At 65.4% G+C, this 14,079-nt stretch carries 15 protein-coding genes; 7 read left to right on the forward strand and 8 right to left on the reverse strand.

The window, feature by feature from the left end; genetic code table 11:
* Positions 1 to 28: 28 nt before the first annotated feature.
* The 3 genes from ACQ4MJ_RS07480 to ACQ4MJ_RS07490 all read right to left on the reverse strand — a co-directional run bounded on the left by ACQ4MJ_RS07480 (position 29) and on the right by ACQ4MJ_RS07490 (position 2,879).
* The gene (locus ACQ4MJ_RS07480) at positions 29 to 1,783 is read right to left on the reverse strand and encodes a DUF4384 domain-containing protein (protein WP_431149366.1); all 1,755 of its coding nucleotides are present in this window, start codon (positions 1,781 to 1,783) and stop codon (positions 29 to 31) included.
* Between the two features lie 40 nt (positions 1,784 to 1,823).
* Complete coding sequence (locus ACQ4MJ_RS07485; RefSeq protein ID WP_431149365.1) at positions 1,824 to 2,258, reverse strand: hypothetical protein; 435 nt, start codon at positions 2,256 to 2,258, stop codon at positions 1,824 to 1,826.
* Between the two features lie 147 nt (positions 2,259 to 2,405).
* Positions 2,406 to 2,879, reverse strand: a complete 474-nt coding sequence (locus ACQ4MJ_RS07490) for a hypothetical protein (RefSeq protein ID WP_431149364.1) — start codon at positions 2,877 to 2,879, stop codon at positions 2,406 to 2,408.
* 568 nt (positions 2,880 to 3,447) lie between these two features.
* Between ACQ4MJ_RS07490 and ACQ4MJ_RS07495 the strand changes: the two genes are divergently transcribed.
* From ACQ4MJ_RS07495 to ACQ4MJ_RS07525, 7 genes are all read left to right on the forward strand, one after another.
* On the forward strand, positions 3,448 to 4,191 hold the full coding sequence (locus ACQ4MJ_RS07495; RefSeq protein WP_431153101.1) for a LuxR C-terminal-related transcriptional regulator: 744 nt from the start codon (positions 3,448 to 3,450) through the stop codon (positions 4,189 to 4,191).
* Between the two features lie 60 nt (positions 4,192 to 4,251).
* Positions 4,252 to 5,088 carry a sensor histidine kinase gene (locus ACQ4MJ_RS07500; protein WP_431149363.1) on the forward strand — a complete coding sequence of 279 codons (837 nt, stop codon included), beginning with the start codon at positions 4,252 to 4,254 and terminating at the stop codon, positions 5,086 to 5,088.
* A gap of 125 nt (positions 5,089 to 5,213) precedes the next feature.
* A complete protein-coding gene (locus ACQ4MJ_RS07505; RefSeq protein ID WP_121506264.1) occupies positions 5,214 to 5,783 on the forward strand; it encodes an NUDIX hydrolase in 570 nt (189 codons plus the stop codon).
* 5 nt (positions 5,784 to 5,788) lie between these two features.
* Positions 5,789 to 6,580 carry an expansin EXLX1 family cellulose-binding protein gene (locus ACQ4MJ_RS07510; RefSeq protein ID WP_431149362.1) on the forward strand — a complete coding sequence of 264 codons (792 nt, stop codon included), beginning with the start codon at positions 5,789 to 5,791 and terminating at the stop codon, positions 6,578 to 6,580.
* Positions 6,581 to 6,632: 52 nt separating this feature from the next.
* A complete protein-coding gene (locus ACQ4MJ_RS07515; protein ID WP_431149361.1) occupies positions 6,633 to 7,085 on the forward strand; it encodes a YiiD C-terminal domain-containing protein in 453 nt (150 codons plus the stop codon).
* 48 nt (positions 7,086 to 7,133) lie between these two features.
* A complete protein-coding gene (locus tag ACQ4MJ_RS07520) occupies positions 7,134 to 7,511 on the forward strand; it encodes a PH domain-containing protein (RefSeq protein ID WP_121420259.1) in 378 nt (125 codons plus the stop codon).
* A 129-nt stretch (positions 7,512 to 7,640) separates the two neighbouring features.
* Positions 7,641 to 8,219, forward strand: a complete 579-nt coding sequence (locus ACQ4MJ_RS07525; RefSeq protein WP_431149360.1) for a hypothetical protein — start codon at positions 7,641 to 7,643, stop codon at positions 8,217 to 8,219.
* Between the two features lie 139 nt (positions 8,220 to 8,358).
* On the opposite strand, the gene ACQ4MJ_RS07530 is transcribed toward ACQ4MJ_RS07525, so the two are convergent.
* The 5 genes from ACQ4MJ_RS07530 to ACQ4MJ_RS07550 form a co-directional block, all read right to left on the reverse strand.
* Positions 8,359 to 8,517, reverse strand: coding sequence for a DUF3309 family protein (locus tag ACQ4MJ_RS07530; RefSeq protein WP_007856361.1), 159 nt, complete (start codon positions 8,515 to 8,517; stop codon positions 8,359 to 8,361).
* A 212-nt stretch (positions 8,518 to 8,729) separates the two neighbouring features.
* Positions 8,730 to 10,358 carry a DHA2 family efflux MFS transporter permease subunit gene (locus ACQ4MJ_RS07535; RefSeq protein ID WP_431149359.1) on the reverse strand — a complete coding sequence of 543 codons (1,629 nt, stop codon included), beginning with the start codon at positions 10,356 to 10,358 and terminating at the stop codon, positions 8,730 to 8,732.
* A gap of 16 nt (positions 10,359 to 10,374) precedes the next feature.
* Positions 10,375 to 11,700: an HlyD family efflux transporter periplasmic adaptor subunit gene (locus tag ACQ4MJ_RS07540; protein ID WP_431149357.1), complete on the reverse strand. Its 1,326-nt coding sequence runs from the start codon at positions 11,698 to 11,700 to the stop codon at positions 10,375 to 10,377.
* Positions 11,701 to 11,884: 184 nt separating this feature from the next.
* Complete coding sequence (locus ACQ4MJ_RS07545) at positions 11,885 to 13,339, reverse strand: efflux transporter outer membrane subunit (protein WP_431149356.1); 1,455 nt, start codon at positions 13,337 to 13,339, stop codon at positions 11,885 to 11,887.
* Between the two features lie 63 nt (positions 13,340 to 13,402).
* On the reverse strand, positions 13,403 to 13,915 hold the full coding sequence (locus ACQ4MJ_RS07550) for a MarR family winged helix-turn-helix transcriptional regulator (protein WP_121420256.1): 513 nt from the start codon (positions 13,913 to 13,915) through the stop codon (positions 13,403 to 13,405).
* Between the last annotated feature and the right edge of the window lie 164 nt (positions 13,916 to 14,079).

Genomic DNA, 14,079 nt, shown 5'->3' on the forward strand with positions numbered 1-14,079 from the left:
TGGATGGTCTGGCTTTGCGGGCCGGTCCTTACTTGCGCACTGCGGGTTGTGCGGGGGCGGGCGGTACCACCCTGCGGGGCACCACGTTCCAGTACACCGCGTTGCCCGTGTATCCCCCAGCGCCCCAGGCCGCCGCAAAGGCTTCGTTCAGCCGCTCCAGTGCGTGGTAGTTCTTGAGGGGCTTGAGCGGCGGGCCACGCAGCGCCTCCGGCAGCCGGGGCGTGCTGTCTTCGTCGGTGGCAAAGCAGGCGACACCTTCGGTGCCGGGGCTGGCCGCATCCATGATGAAACCGGGGTTGGGGCTCATCCAGTCGGGGATGCGGATTGCTTGGTTGGCAGACACCCATCCTGTAGGGTGTGCCTGGTTGGGCAGCAGGCGTATGACGGTTCCGGTCGCGTCAGCCAGATAGCACTGCAGATAGGAGGCCCGTGACACCGTGGCGGACAGGAAGATCTGCTCGCCCACTTCGAAGGCTGTGCGCTCCAGCAGCACATTCTCGATCTGCAGGTTGATGGTGCGCTCGGGCGGTGTGGCGCCATACTTCACCGCACTTTGCGTGCTTGTCACCACATCGTCCAAAGCATCTGGCCCTGCCTGCCCTTCGGCGGCCTGTGCCACGGGCTCAGCATGGGTGCTGGCCCAGCCAATGCGGGCCAGCGTGCCCTGGGCCGACAGACCCACAAAGTTGCGCAACGCGCGTTCGTAGGTGGGGAAGTCCACCACCCCTGTCACCACCATGCCGTTGTCGGCCTGAAAGCGCGCCAGCGCCCTGCGCAATAGAGGGCTGTTGTCGGGCAGCGGTGTAGCGCTGGGCGCCAGATACCCCTGGCTGGCGAGCGAGCGCGCCACCAACTGCGTGCGCACTGCAGGCGATCCCTCGTCAAACCAGTCACGCAGCTGCCGCTGGAAATCGGGGTGGTTTTGCTCCAGCGTCAGGCACTGCCAGTAAGGCACGCGGGCCCATTTGCCGACGAGCTCGATGGTGGCCAGATCCACCAGAGTCCGCACGGCGCCGCCCGATCCCTGGGTGTAGTCGCGCCCCACATTGAACTGGACTCCATAGGTGCCGATGCGCCCGGCCAGATCAACGCCTTGGCCGCCGTTGCCGATGATGACTTCGTTGGCCGAGTCGAGCCCGGGGATCAGCGTACGGGTGCGAAAGTCGCCCAGGTGCATCTCCAGCCCGATGATGGTGGCGTTGCGGCTCTGGCTGTAGCCCAGGTCGATTCGCGGTCCGGAAAGCCCCGTATCGAACCGGTTGTTGATGACGTTCTGGTCCACGTACGAGATCGAGCCCGACAGGTACAGCGCGGGCCGCTGCAGCTGCATCTGGTTGTTGTTAAGCAGGATCGTCGTGAGGTTCTGCACCGTGTCCTGGCGCGCAATGTCCACCTCGTAGTCGACGAAGCGGAACGCATTGCTCAGGCGCGACATCTGCGACAGCGCGGTGATCACCATGTCCTTGGTGGCCACGGTCACGCGGGTGGAGTAGTCGGGGATCTGCTTGCTGGTGATGAGCGTGGTCGGCAGCTGTGCGTCGCGCAGCAGGTGGTCCATGCACATCAGCGAATCGGAAAAGCTGGAGATGGAGCGGGTAGGGCGCACCACGGGCCGGTCGGTGATGGAGGCCAGGCTTTGAAACTCCTGGTCCTTGCGCGGGTCCCGGGGGGTGGCGCAGCCGCCAAGCACCAACGCCAGCAGCACCGCCCACAGCGTTGCGTGCTGGGGACCTGCTTGGGTGTGCTTGTCGGCACGGGCCTGGCCGAGTGCGATGGGCGGCATGTTGTCTCTCCTCGCTGCAGGAACTGCAGGGCAGAACGGGTTACTTGCAGATGTTGACGAGATCGCCCCGAAGCACCACCACCTGGGGGGCTTGGTTTGGGCCATATTTGCCCGTGCCCGTTGCGGCGCCCGATACGGTGTTGCTGCCCACCTCCTGAACGCAGGTCTTTTGCATGCCTTGCGCGTTGGCGGTGGTGACGACGTCGTTGTTGGTCAGAACGCCGCCCGGGTCGTCGGAGAAAGCCTTGGCCTCATAGCGTGCAATGCGGGCGCGCAGCCACGACGGCATGGTGCTGGCGTTGTCCAGGCCTGTGGATGCCGCTGCCGCCCCTGTGGGCTGCATCTGGATGGTGAGCTTTTTGGTGAGGACGACCGGGTCTTCGCCGGGGGCCTGGGCCCCCGCCGGGACCGCAAAAAGCACGGCTGCGAAAGCGGCTGCCCATGTCGCCCAGTGTGTAAAAAAACGTGTGCTCATGGAACACCTCCTGGAAAGGGGAAAGGACCGCACCCGGGCTGCCAATGCAGCCATGCCAGTGCGCTCCTTGGCAAACACGTCCGGGCAGCTGCGCGCGGCCCGGACCCAGGCCGCCATCGGCCGTTGTGTGCCGCAGTGGCGGCGCTCTCAGTGGGGCCAGCCAACTGTCTTGGTGGGCTGGCAGGTGAAGCAGGCATTGTTCGAGGCAATGTTCTGCACGGCCTTGCTGTTGCTGCCGCTGGACAGGTTATTGACCGACGAATTGATCATGGCGGTGAACTGGTTGGAATTGCCGCCGATGGTGACCTCGCCAACGTTGGAGGAGAGGTTCTGGCTGGCATAGGCTTCGCTGCCGCTGGCGGTGTTGGTCAGACTTCCGCCGAAACCGGTCACGGTCTGGACCGAGTTGCCGCTGATGGTGACGTTGCCTGTGTTGGAAGCGAGGTTCTGGAACGCTTCACTCTTTGCGCCTGTCGAGTTGTTGTTCACCGACACCGAAGTCAGGGACACAGACTGGGTGGAGTTCCCGGTGATGGTGATTTCCGGGCTGGAAGCTACGGGACCGGTGGCCAGGGCGGCAGAGGCAACGGCGCTGAGTGCAATGAAAGCAAGGGTTTTCATGACAGATCCTTCAAGGATGAACTTCGACACGTGCTGCAACCGCAGCGAATCTGCGATGCAGGGCTGGACAGGCTGTCTGGTCAGTGCCCGGAAGGGGGCGATGGCCGTGTGGCGCTGTCTGGTTTCAGTGTGTTCCTGGATGTGTCGGCCGCAAATACGCTGGGCGGGCTACCTCAATCGATGGAGCGACCCGCTTCTTGCGTTCACTTTGCTTCCTCTGCCATGGTCAAAGGTGCGCACTGCTGTGAATAGGAAAAAGCTGGGAACGAGCGCTGAATTTCAGGTAGTAACCATTTGTGAAGTTTGTGAAGTTCACAATTAGTTATAGATTTCAATCTTTTTTTGCCGCATCTTGATGTGCCGCAGCCCCTTGGGGTGGCGCGCGGAAAAAATGGAATTGAAAGCCGCGTCGGCTTTGGAGCCTCGTACAGAGATACAGCAGCGAAAACCGTCATTGAGTCGCAATGGACCAAGTCCGCAGGAGTTTCTAGTGATGAGCAACTGGCAGCCTGACAACTCTCCGAACCCGCCCGTGCCGGCGTTGGCCTGCTTACCCTTTGCAGATGCAATGCCAGCGCCGCAGTGGTCATCCGGGCAATTCGACACTTTTGACAGCCCGCCTTCTGTGTGGCCTGCCTTTCTCACGGGGCAAAAGGCCAGCCCGGTGCGGGTGCTTCTGGTGGACGACGACCCGCATATCCGCCTTGTCATCGCCCAGGAGCTGATGGCAGATCCCCGCACCCTGCTCGTTGCGCAGGCCGGCAGCGTGCGGGAAGGGCGCAGAGCGATCAAGCAGCATGATTTTGATGTGCTGCTGGTGGACCTCAATCTCGGCGATGGCGATGCCTTTGATTTGCTGGGGCTCCTCAAGTCGGCGCGGCCTTCTGCGCAAGCCGTGCTCATTTCGGTCATGGAAAACGACGAGCAGGTCATGCGCGCATTCGAACTGGGAGCTGCAGGCTACGTGGCCAAGAACTCGTGGTTTCGCAACTACTCGATGGCGGTGCTGCAGGTGGCCAACGGTGGCGCATCCATCACGCCGAACCTGGCCCGCAGGCTGCTGCAGCGTTTTGACCGCATCCACGGCGCCGAGACCAAGCGACGACAACCCGACGAGGCAGAGCGCCTGTCTGAGCGCGAAAAAGAAATCCTGCGCATGGTGGCTAGCGGCTACACCAGCGCCGAAGTGGGCTCGCGCCTGCTGATCAGCGGCATGACAGTCAACACCCATCTGCGCAACATTTACCGCAAGCTGCAGGTGCGCACGCGCGCGCAAGCGGTGCGTTTTGCCTCGCTGCGGGGACTGTTTTAGCGAGCGTTCATAGGAGGGAGCCGCTGTAGATGTGCAGGTCCCGGAAAGGCAGATGCCCTTATGTTTCGCACCCGCCCACCATGGTTTGCCGTCGTCTGCATTGGTATCTGGCTACTACAGATGGCATTGATTGCCGTGGCATTTCACTGGATCGGGTCCGTAAGTTCGTCAATGCAGCGGTGGTGGGAGATGGCTGTGGTGGGCGCGACCATGGGGCTTGGTGCAATGCTGCTGGTGCAACTGCCCAGGGCCTTGCAGTGGCGCCCCCGGCTCAGCCCGCGGCCTAGTACGGAGGTCCTCGCCGAGCGGCGGCGCATCGCCAGGGATCTGCATGACAACCTGGGCGCCCAACTGGTCTGCGCCCTGGTCTTGCTGGAATCTTCTAAGCTCCGCGAGCCCGCGCTTCATGCGGCGCTGGAGAAGTGCCTGCTCGACCTGCGGTTGATCGTGGATTCCATGGACAGTGCGGACGCACCGCTGGCGGATCGCCTGGCGCAGCTGAGATACCGCATCTGTCCTGTGCTGGCGCAGCGCGGCATCCGCATGCTGTGGGATGTTGAAACGCCCCCATGTGCAGATTTTCCGCTCCCGGAGAGCACGACCCATCTCGTAGCCATTGTTCAGGAGGCCTTGAGCAATGCGCTGCAACATGCGCAGGGCACCGAGATCGAGGTGCGCGCGAGGAACCTCCCGGACACCGGGGCCTGGTGCATGGAAATCCGCGACAACGGCCGGGGTATGGAGCCGCCGGGGCCGCAAAGCACTGTGGCCACTGGCAAAGGAATGGCAGGGATGGCGCACAGGGCAACGCTGGCGGGTGGAGATTTGCAGGTGCTCCAGGGCGAGCACGGCGGCACCTGCATCCGGGTGGTGGTGCCATGGGCACGCGCAACATGAAGCGCCACGCACCGTGGCATGCCTTGTTGCGATTGCTTTCAAGCTGATCGGCGGCGGGAGTGGACCAGCGGGCGCAAGTGGATAGGATCGCCTCGCTGCTGTCCTTCGCCCCACGCTGATTTCTCATGCCTGACCCAAGCCTGCCTCCATCCACTCCACCCTGGTGTGTGCGCCACCGCGCAGCAGCCCTCGTCACCCACGGCGGACGGGTGTTGCTGCACCAGCTGGACGGCGACAGCTTCTGGGCTCTGCCCGGCGGCGCGATCGAGCCTGGCGAGAGCGCGTGCGATGCCCTGGCGCGCGAGCTGCAAGAAGAGCTGGGTGCGGACAGGGGCACGTGCATCGCCGTGGGCTCCCTGGCCGTGGTGGCTGAGAATTTTTTTGCCTATGGGGGCGTGTCATACCACGAGATCGGGCTGTATCTGCGCGCCAGCCCTCTGCCCGGCAGCCCGTTGGCAGCGACTGATGGCCCCTATGACGGCGTGGAGGGGGCTCGCAGGCTGGTGTTTGCTTGGTTTTCTGCCGCCGAGCTGGCCGGCTTGGATATTCGGCCTGCCTTCCTGCGGGCATTCCTGGGCGACTTTTTGAAGCAGGAGCCCGCAGGCGTTCTGCACATCGTGCACCGCGATACTCCCCCGCAAAAAACGGATGGAACGGCTGGTGCCCATCAACACACTGCCCTCACCACAGGATGACGACGATGACTCCCCAAAATTCTCAGGCCCATCCAACCCGCTGGGTCCGGCTCACCGCACTGCTTTTGCTGGTCTCCCTGGCTGCCTGCGGTGGCGGCGGCTCGGCCGACGGACCCACCGCAGGTGCAGATGCGCCATCTCCGGCACCGGCCCCGGCGCCCGCACCGGGGGCATCCCCTGCACCGTCCATGCCCGGTGCGCTGTCGCCCACCTACACCGGCGAAGGCACGTTCTACGGCGCCACGGGCGAGGGCAACTGCACCTTCGACGCCAGCCCCGGCAACCTCATGGTGGCGGCGATGAACGGCCCTGACTACGCGGGCAGTGCCGTCTGCGGCCAGTTCGTGGCGGTGACCGGGCCCAAGGGGGCCATCACCGTGCGCATCACCGACCAGTGCCCCGAGTGCAAGACGGGCGACCTGGACCTGAGCGAGTCCGCATTCGCCCGCATTGCCGACCCCGTCGCAGGCCGTGTTCCCATCCGCTGGCATGTGGTGCCGGGGGATGTCACGGGCCCGGTGAGCTACCGCTACAAGGAGGGCAGCAGCCGCTGGTGGGTGGCCATCCAGGTGCGCAACCACCGCTTGCCCATCACCGGGCTGGAGATCAAGCCCAGCGGCAGCGCAGACTGGATTGCCGTGGCGCGGACCGACTACAACTACTTCGTTCACCCCAGCGCGATCGCCACAGGCCCGCTGCAGGTTCGCATCACCGCTCTGGGCGGCGCCACGTTGATCGACACGCTGCCAGAGCCCTCTGACGGAGTTGTGGTCGCGGGGGCCGGGCAGTTTCCGTGAGCGTCCTGTTTCGTCTCCATCTCGTCACCCTCTGACCCTCTGACGCCAAGCCGTGAACCCTCTCGAACTTCAGTCCTATCTGCGCCAGCACATCCCCTTGTCCCAGGCCATGGAAGTCACCGTGGTCGAGGCATCGCCGCACCAGGTGGTGCTGAGCGCGCCGCTGGCTCCCAACATCAACCACCGCGAGACGGTGTTTGGCGGTAGCGCGTCGGCCGTGGCCATCCTGGCTGCGTGGTCGATGTTGTACCTGCGGCTGTCGGCCGAGGGGCTGGGCAGCCGCTTGGTGATCCAGCGCAACACCATGGACTATCTGGCGCCCATCGACGGCACCTTCACCGCCGTGGCCCAGGCTCCTGCGCCAGAGACCTGGCAGCCGTTCACCCGCATGCTGCAGCGCAAGGGGCTAGGGCGGATCGCGCAGGCATCCGCGCTGCACTACCAGGGGCAGCCTGCGGGCCAGCTGGTGGGGGAGTTTGTGGCCTTTGGGCCTGGCTATTCATAGCCGTTGAGGTACAACACGCGATCCAACGACTTCACCGGAGCACAAAACATGGGATTGCTTGATGGCGTGATGGGTAACGCATCCAAGATTGATGCTGCCAAGATTCAGGAGGAATTCAGCCGCATCCTGGCCCCGGGGGAGGTGGTGGAGCATGCCTACCAGCTGATCCGCGACTATTTTGTGTTTACCAACAAGCGGTTGGTGCTGGTGGACAAGCAGGGCATGACGGGCAGCAAGGTCGAATACCACTCCCTCCCGTACAAGAGCATCACGCACTTCAGCATCGAGACCGGTGGCACGTTCGATCTGGATGCAGAGCTCAAGATCTGGATCTCTGGCTCAGCAGCGCCGTTTCAAAAGCGGTTCAACAAGAAGCTCAGCATCTATGAGGTGCAGTCGGTGCTGGCCAGCTACGTGCTGAAGTAACGCGGTTTACCCAGTTTCATCCGGGCATTGCAGCAACGGGGGTCGCGTACCCTCAGCTCACTGGGCGAAGCGGTGGCCTGTCCTTTTGACACAGGCACCGGGGCTTTCGCCACACAGGAGTTCACAGCGATGTCCCCCCTTATCTCTGGCCTGGCTTCGGTCGCCTCCTTGATTTTCAACGCCACCGCCGGTGGCCCTGGCAAGTCGTCTGCGTCGCGGCGCAGCGGGGCTGATGTGGAGCCTGAGCCGTCTGCCGTACTCACCCTGAGCCCGCAGGCGGAGGCCCTGGCGGGCTTTGCAGGCAAGGGCATCCTGGTGTCGCAGGGCAAGTTGGAGAACGCCCTGGGTGCGGTGGCATGCGGCAGCGCGGGTTCGGCCGCCAATGCAGCGTCGGCCGCGTTGTCGGGCCGCCCGGTGTCCACTCAGGATTTTCAGGAACTGCTGACCCGTTTTGGCGCCGACGATGCGCAAAAGTTGCAACTGACGGCGGGCTTTGATGCGAACAAGGACGGCTCGATCACGCAGGATGAATTCTTGAAGGGCCTGGCCAAGACCAAGGGCGCCCAGGCGGGCAGCGACTTCTCGCAGGCCGTGATGCAGTTGATGGATCGCAGTGGCAATGCCGATGGCAGTGTGGCGGACAAGGAGTTTGCTGCGTTTTCGACCGCGTTTGCCGCGACAGGCGCCAAGCGGGCTGGGGTGGCGTAAGCGGCGGCTTCGTCTGGGCGCGATACGCGGTTCCGTTCACAAAAAAGCACAACGGCCCGAGACGGGCCGTTGTGCTTTTTGCGGTGGCCGCTGCCCACTTTTCAGGGGCTGGCGGCATGTGCGCAGTGCGGTCAGAGGTCTATATCCGACCCATGAGCAGCAAGATCACCAGGATCAGCACCACCAGGCCAATCCCGCCGCTGGGTCCGTAGCCCCATGAGCGGCTGTGGCCCCAGGTGGGCAGCGCGCCGACCAGGATGAGGATCAGGACGATCAGGAGAATCAGCGAGAGTGACATGGCGGTTCCTTGTTGTGGGTTGCGGTGAATGCATTGTTGGGTGCATCCAGCGCGCTACCCGCAGGTGCCACGCCCGCACTGTGGTCAGGGTTTTCCGACACGCCGTGTGGGATGGAGGGCTGAGGTCGTGCTGATGGGAAACAATAAAGTGCTATTGAAAATATAGCTGCTAGCGATTTATGGATAAGCGCTAGCAGCCAATTTTTATCAAATTAGTGCGCTCCAGCGGCATCTGCAGCGCCTGCGCCCCCCGTTCTGGCGGGGCGGCGGGTCAGCCAGATCAGACCGATCAACAGCAGGAACAACCCGGCGGAGCCCAAGAAGATGTCGTTGGCCGCGCGTGTGAACGCCTGCTGGTCGATGAGCCGGTTGATCTGCGCCAGCGCCTGCATCTGCGTGAGGCCGGACGCGGTGAGGTTGTCCAGCGTCTGTGCAAACACGCCCTGGCCCTGCACCAGCCCTTCGGTCAGGTGCGCGTGGTGCATGGCGGCGCGGCTCTCCCACAGCGTGGTGGCGATCGACGTGCCCATGGCCCCAGCGGTGATGCGCACGAAGTTGCTCAGGCCCGCAGCTGCCGGGATACGCTCTGGCGCGATACCCGCCAAGGTCAGGGTGGTCAGCGGGATAAAGAAGAACGCCATGGCCGCGCCCTGCAGCAGGGTGGGGATCAGGATGTGGATGAAGTCCGTCTGCACCGTGAACTGCGAACGCATCCACAGCACCGTGCTGAACACAATGAACGCACCCGTGGCCATGCGGCGCGGGTCCCACTGGCCCACCTTCTTGCCCACCAGCGGCGTGAGCAAAATGGCAAAGATGCCCACCGGCGCCAGCGCCATGCCGGCCGAAGTGGCGGTGTAGCCCATCCACTGCTGCAGCCACAGCGGCAGCAGCACCACGTTGCCGAAGAAGAGGGCGTAGGCCACCGACAGCGCCAGCGCACCAAAGGTGAAGTTGCGGCCCTTGAAGAGCTTCAAGTCCACCACCGGGTGCTTCTCGGTCAGCTCCCACACCAGGAAGACGGCAAAGGCCACCACGGCGACCACGGCCATGGTGATGATCTCGCCCGAGGCAAACCAGTCCAGCTCCTTGCCCTTATCGAGCATGAGCTGCAGCGCGCCCACCCACAGCACCAGCAGGCTGAGGCCCACCGTGTCGATGGGCAGCTTGCGGATGGGGGTCTCGCGCTGGCGGTAGATGCCCCAGGTGAGCAGCCCGGCCAGCAGGCCCACCGGCACGTTGATGTAGAAGATCCACGGCCACGAGATGTTGTCCGTGATCCACCCGCCCAGCAGCGGCCCCACCACGGGTGCGACCAGCGTGGTCACCCCCCACAGCGCCAGCGCCGTGCCCGCCAGGGCCTTGGGGTAGCTGGCGAGCAGCAGCGTCTGGCTGAGCGGGATCATCGGCCCGGCCACAAGGCCCTGCAGCACGCGGAAGAACACCAGCATTTCCAGCGACGAGGCAAAGCCGCACAGCCAGGAGGTCAGCACAAACAGCATTACGCTCATGGTGAACAGGCGCACCGCGCCAAAGCGCTGCGTAAGCCAGCCGGTGAGTGGCACCGAGATGGCATTGGCCACCCCAAAGCTGGTGATAACCCAGGTGCCCTGGCCAGGGCTCACGCCCAGGTCACCGGCAATGGCGGGGATGGAGACATTGGCGATGGACGAGTCCAGCACGTTCATGAACGTGGCCAGCGACAGCGACAGCGTGCCCAGCAGCAAGGCCGTACCTTGCAGCGGCGGGTAGGCGGCGGGGGCCGGTGGTTGCGCTGCTGCGGGCGCGGCCTTGGCGGGCGCCTGATCGGCTGCGTCTGCAGTGGGGTTGGCGGTGGTCATGCGCTATCCACCCCGTTTACTGCACCACAGGCGACTGCACTGCCGAGGCCACCGGGGCCGAGGCGTGTTGCTGCTGGCTTTGCGCTGGCGCCTTGCCCACCTTGGGCGATGCCACAGCCACAGCAGCCTTGCCGCTGCGGCCCAGGTTGGCCGCAATGATGTGGGCCACCTCGTCGTCGGCGGCCTTGAACTGCTCGTCGAACACAGCGGTGGCGGCCACGGGCGTGGTGCGCTGGGTGTCGGCCAGCGTCTTGCCGCTCTGGTCGGCAGTGTCCACCTTGACTTCCATCGACAGGCCCACGCGCAGCGGGTGCTCGGCCACTTCCTTGGGGTCTAGGGCAATGCGCACGGGCACGCGCTGCACCACCTTGATCCAGTTGCCGGTGGCGTTCTGCGCGGGCAGCAGCGCAAACGCGGCGCCGGTGCCTGCGCCCAGGCCCGTCACCGTGCCGTGGTAGGTGACCTTGGTGCCGTACACGTCGGCTTCCAGCTCGGCGGTCTGGCCGATGCGCAGGGTCTTGAGCTGGCTTTCCTTGAAGTTCGCGTCCACCCACAGGTCGTTCAGCGGCACCAGCGTCATCAGCGGGGCGCCTGCCTGCACGCGCTGGCCCACCTGCACGCCGCGCTTGGCCACGTGGCCGTCCAGCGGAGCGACCAGCTGGGCGCGCTGCACGGCCAGGTAGGCCTCGCGTACGCGGGCCGAGGCACGCGCCACGTTGGGGTGCTGCTCGATGGAGGTGCCTTCAGTCTGCGTCTGGCTGGCGGCCAGCTGCTCTTGCGCGGCCAGCACGGCCGACTGGGCGGCGGCCACGGTGCTCTTGGCGGCTGCCAGCTGGGCAGTGGCGTGCTGGAACTCTTCCTTGCCCACGGCGCCGCTGGCCATCAGCGGTGCGCGGCGGTTCACGTCGTCCTGCATGCGGGCGGCATCGGCCTGGGCGCGGGCCAGGTCGGCGCTGCGCAGGCTGACCTGCGCCTTCAGGGTGGCGTTGTTGGCATACAGCGTGCGCACTTCGCGCACGGTCTGGGCCAGCTGGGCCTCAGCCTGCTCCAGCGCCACGCGGGCGTCGGCCGGGTCGAGCTTGACCAGCAACTGGCCGGCCTTCACATAGTCGGTGTCGTCTGCGCCGATGGACACCACGGTGCCGCCGATCTGCGGCGTGATCTGCACCACGTTGCCCGCCACATAGGCGTTGTCGGTGGTCTCCACATGGCGGCCATTGGCCCAGTGCCAGCCGCCCCAGCCGATGGCCACCAGCGCGACGGCGGCGGCAATGAGGGTGAGTCCGCGGCGGCGGGCGGTGTTGGCTTCGTTGGCGGTGAGGGGTTCGCTGTTAGCGGTCATGGCGGTGGTCTTTCAGGAATGTGTTGTTATGTGTTTTTGATCGGGTCGGGCCTTGCCAGCTACTTACGCAACGGGCGCGGCCGAGGCCAGTGCACCCGTGGAACTGGCTTTGCCAGGCCACTGGGTGCGTTCCCCTCCCGCGAAGCGAGAGAGGGGGAAGACGCGAAGCGGCTCAGGGGGTGTTTCATACCGCTGTGTCATCTGTCCAGCCGCCGCCCAGGGCCTTCATTAGCACCAGGCGTGTGTCCAGCTGGCGAGCACGCAGGTCCACGGCCAGGCGGCGCTGGGCCAGCACCTGGCTCTCGGTGGAGAGCACCACCAGGTAGTTGCCCAGGCCCGCGCGGTAGCGCTCCTGCGCAAAGCGGTAGGCTTTTTCAGCACTGGCCACGGCCTCGTCCTGCAGGGCCTGCTGGCGGGTAAGCGACTGGATGGAGGCCACGGCGTCGCCCGCTTCCTTGACCGCATCGAGCACAGCGGCGTTGTACTGGGCGATGGCGGCGTCCAGCTCGGCAGCGCGGCCGCCCAGCTGGGCGCGCAGGCGGCCGCCGTCAAAGATCGGCAGGCGCAGCGCGGGCGTCACACCCATCTGGCGCGAGCTGCCGTTGAACAAGCGGTCCAGCCCCAGCGAGTTCAGGCCAAAGAAGGCGCCAATGTTGATGTTGGGATAGAACTCGCTGCGCGCGCTATTCACACCCTGCGTCGCAGCTTCCACGCGCCAGCGCGCGGCCACCACGTCGGGGCGGCGGCCCAGCAGGTCGGCGCCCAGCACCTCGGGCACGGCGATGGGTTGCAGTGCGGCGAGTTGCGGCGTGACCGTGGGCAGCGCGTCGGGCGCCTGGCCGGTCAGCACGGCCAGTTGGCGGCGGCCCAGGGTGATCTGCTCTTCGAGCGCTTCGATCTGGGTGCGGGCATCGGGCACGGCGGCCTGGGCCTGTGTCAGCTCGACCTGGCTGTCCAGGCCTGCAGAGGTGCGCTCCTGGGTGAGCTTGCGTTGCTCCTCGCGCTGGGCCAGGGCCCGCACTGCAACATCGCGCTGCGCCACCAGCCGGGCCAGCGCCACATAGCTGCGGCCCACCTGGGCAGCCAGGGTGTTGGCGGCGGCAGCCGCATCGGCCTGGGCGGCGCGCGCCTGGCCCAGGGCGGCCTGCAGCTCGGCGGCGTGCTGGCCAAAGAAGTCGGGCGACCAGCTCAGCGAGGCCTGCACGGTGCCGCTGTTGTAGGTGTTGCCTGCCACCGGCGCGGGCACCAGGCCGTTGGCGGTGTAGCGCTGGCGGGTGGCGTCCACGCCCAGCGTGGCCTGCGGGCCGTTGGCCGCCTCGCGCACCTGGCTCAGGGCCACGGCTTGCTCCAGGCGGGCGCGACTCACGGCCAGGCTGGGGTTGCCTTGCAGGGCGGTGTCGATCAGGGTGTTGAGCTGCTCGTCACCCAGCGCTTTCCACCACTGGCTGGGGGCGGCGGTGTCGGTAACGGCGGCGTTCAAGCCCACGGCCGACGGGGTGGTCTGCACCAGCGGCTTGTGGGCAGTGCCGGGGCTGGCGCATCCAACCAGCAGGATGGCTGCGGCCAGCGCCAGGGCCGATACCGCGAAATGGGCCGCCAGGGCCGAGCGGGTGGAGGGCAGGGAGGATGGGGTGTTCACGGGGTTCTCCAGAATGGTTTTGGGGTGTTGTGTGGAGGAAAACGGTGTGGGCTGTCTGTGTGTTCAGTCGGCGTCTGCGCCGCGCTGCTGGCGCAGCGCTTCGCCATTGGCGAGCATGCGGCGCAGCAGGCGCAGCAGCAGTTGCCATTCGTCATGGGTGAAGTCGCTCAGGTGGCCGTTGAGCACGTCGGCCAGCACCGGGGGCACCTGGGCGGCTACCTTGTCGCCCTCGGGGGTGAGCGCCAGTTGCACCACGCGGCGGTCGGTGGTGGAGCGCTCGCGCGCCACCAGGCCCTTGGCCTCCAGGCGGTCGAGCGCGCGGGTCATGGAGGCCGGGTCTGTCTCCAGGTCCCGCGCCAGGCTGGCCACGGTGGTGGTGGGGCAACGCGAGATCTTGAACAGCGGCAGCCACTGGGCGTAGGTCAGGTCGTGGGTGGACAGCTGCGCATCGGCCTGGGTGCGGATGGACGTCATCACCTTGCGCATCAGGTAGCCCACGCTGTTTTCGGGCTGAAGCTGGTGGGGGCTGTAGAAGCCAGGGCCGGGCTGCGACGGCGAGGAGGTGTGGGAAGTCATGGAGGGTGAATTTAATTGACTAGACAATGATTGTCTTGGCAAGTAGATAACACCCGCGATGTACTCAGGGTTTTTACGGGGTCATGATTGCTATCAAAGGGATAGCTAAAGATGAATACAGACGTGCGCAGGGGGCCAATTTGGCATTGAGCCGACGGTACAGC

The organism is Acidovorax facilis, from assembly GCF_050626955.1.
Classification (GTDB): Bacteria; Pseudomonadota; Gammaproteobacteria; order Burkholderiales; family Burkholderiaceae_C; genus Acidovorax; species Acidovorax facilis.

Coding starts and splice junctions, on each gene's coding strand:
- ACQ4MJ_RS07480 (WP_431149366.1), bottom strand. CDS start 1,783: ATGCCGCCCATCGCACTCGGCCAGGCCCGTGCCGACAAGCACACCCAA.
- ACQ4MJ_RS07485 (WP_431149365.1), bottom strand. CDS start 2,258: ATGAGCACACGTTTTTTTACACACTGGGCGACATGGGCAGCCGCTTTC.
- ACQ4MJ_RS07490 (WP_431149364.1), bottom strand. CDS start 2,879: ATGAAAACCCTTGCTTTCATTGCACTCAGCGCCGTTGCCTCTGCCGCC.
- ACQ4MJ_RS07495 (WP_431153101.1), top strand. CDS start 3,448: ATGCCAGCGCCGCAGTGGTCATCCGGGCAATTCGACACTTTTGACAGC.
- ACQ4MJ_RS07500 (WP_431149363.1), top strand. CDS start 4,252: ATGTTTCGCACCCGCCCACCATGGTTTGCCGTCGTCTGCATTGGTATC.
- ACQ4MJ_RS07505 (WP_121506264.1), top strand. CDS start 5,214: ATGCCTGACCCAAGCCTGCCTCCATCCACTCCACCCTGGTGTGTGCGC.
- ACQ4MJ_RS07510 (WP_431149362.1), top strand. CDS start 5,789: ATGACTCCCCAAAATTCTCAGGCCCATCCAACCCGCTGGGTCCGGCTC.
- ACQ4MJ_RS07520 (WP_121420259.1), top strand. CDS start 7,134: ATGGGATTGCTTGATGGCGTGATGGGTAACGCATCCAAGATTGATGCT.
- ACQ4MJ_RS07525 (WP_431149360.1), top strand. CDS start 7,641: ATGTCCCCCCTTATCTCTGGCCTGGCTTCGGTCGCCTCCTTGATTTTC.
- ACQ4MJ_RS07530 (WP_007856361.1), bottom strand. CDS start 8,517: ATGTCACTCTCGCTGATTCTCCTGATCGTCCTGATCCTCATCCTGGTC.
- ACQ4MJ_RS07535 (WP_431149359.1), bottom strand. CDS start 10,358: ATGACCACCGCCAACCCCACTGCAGACGCAGCCGATCAGGCGCCCGCC.
- ACQ4MJ_RS07540 (WP_431149357.1), bottom strand. CDS start 11,700: ATGACCGCTAACAGCGAACCCCTCACCGCCAACGAAGCCAACACCGCC.
- ACQ4MJ_RS07550 (WP_121420256.1), bottom strand. CDS start 13,915: ATGACTTCCCACACCTCCTCGCCGTCGCAGCCCGGCCCTGGCTTCTAC.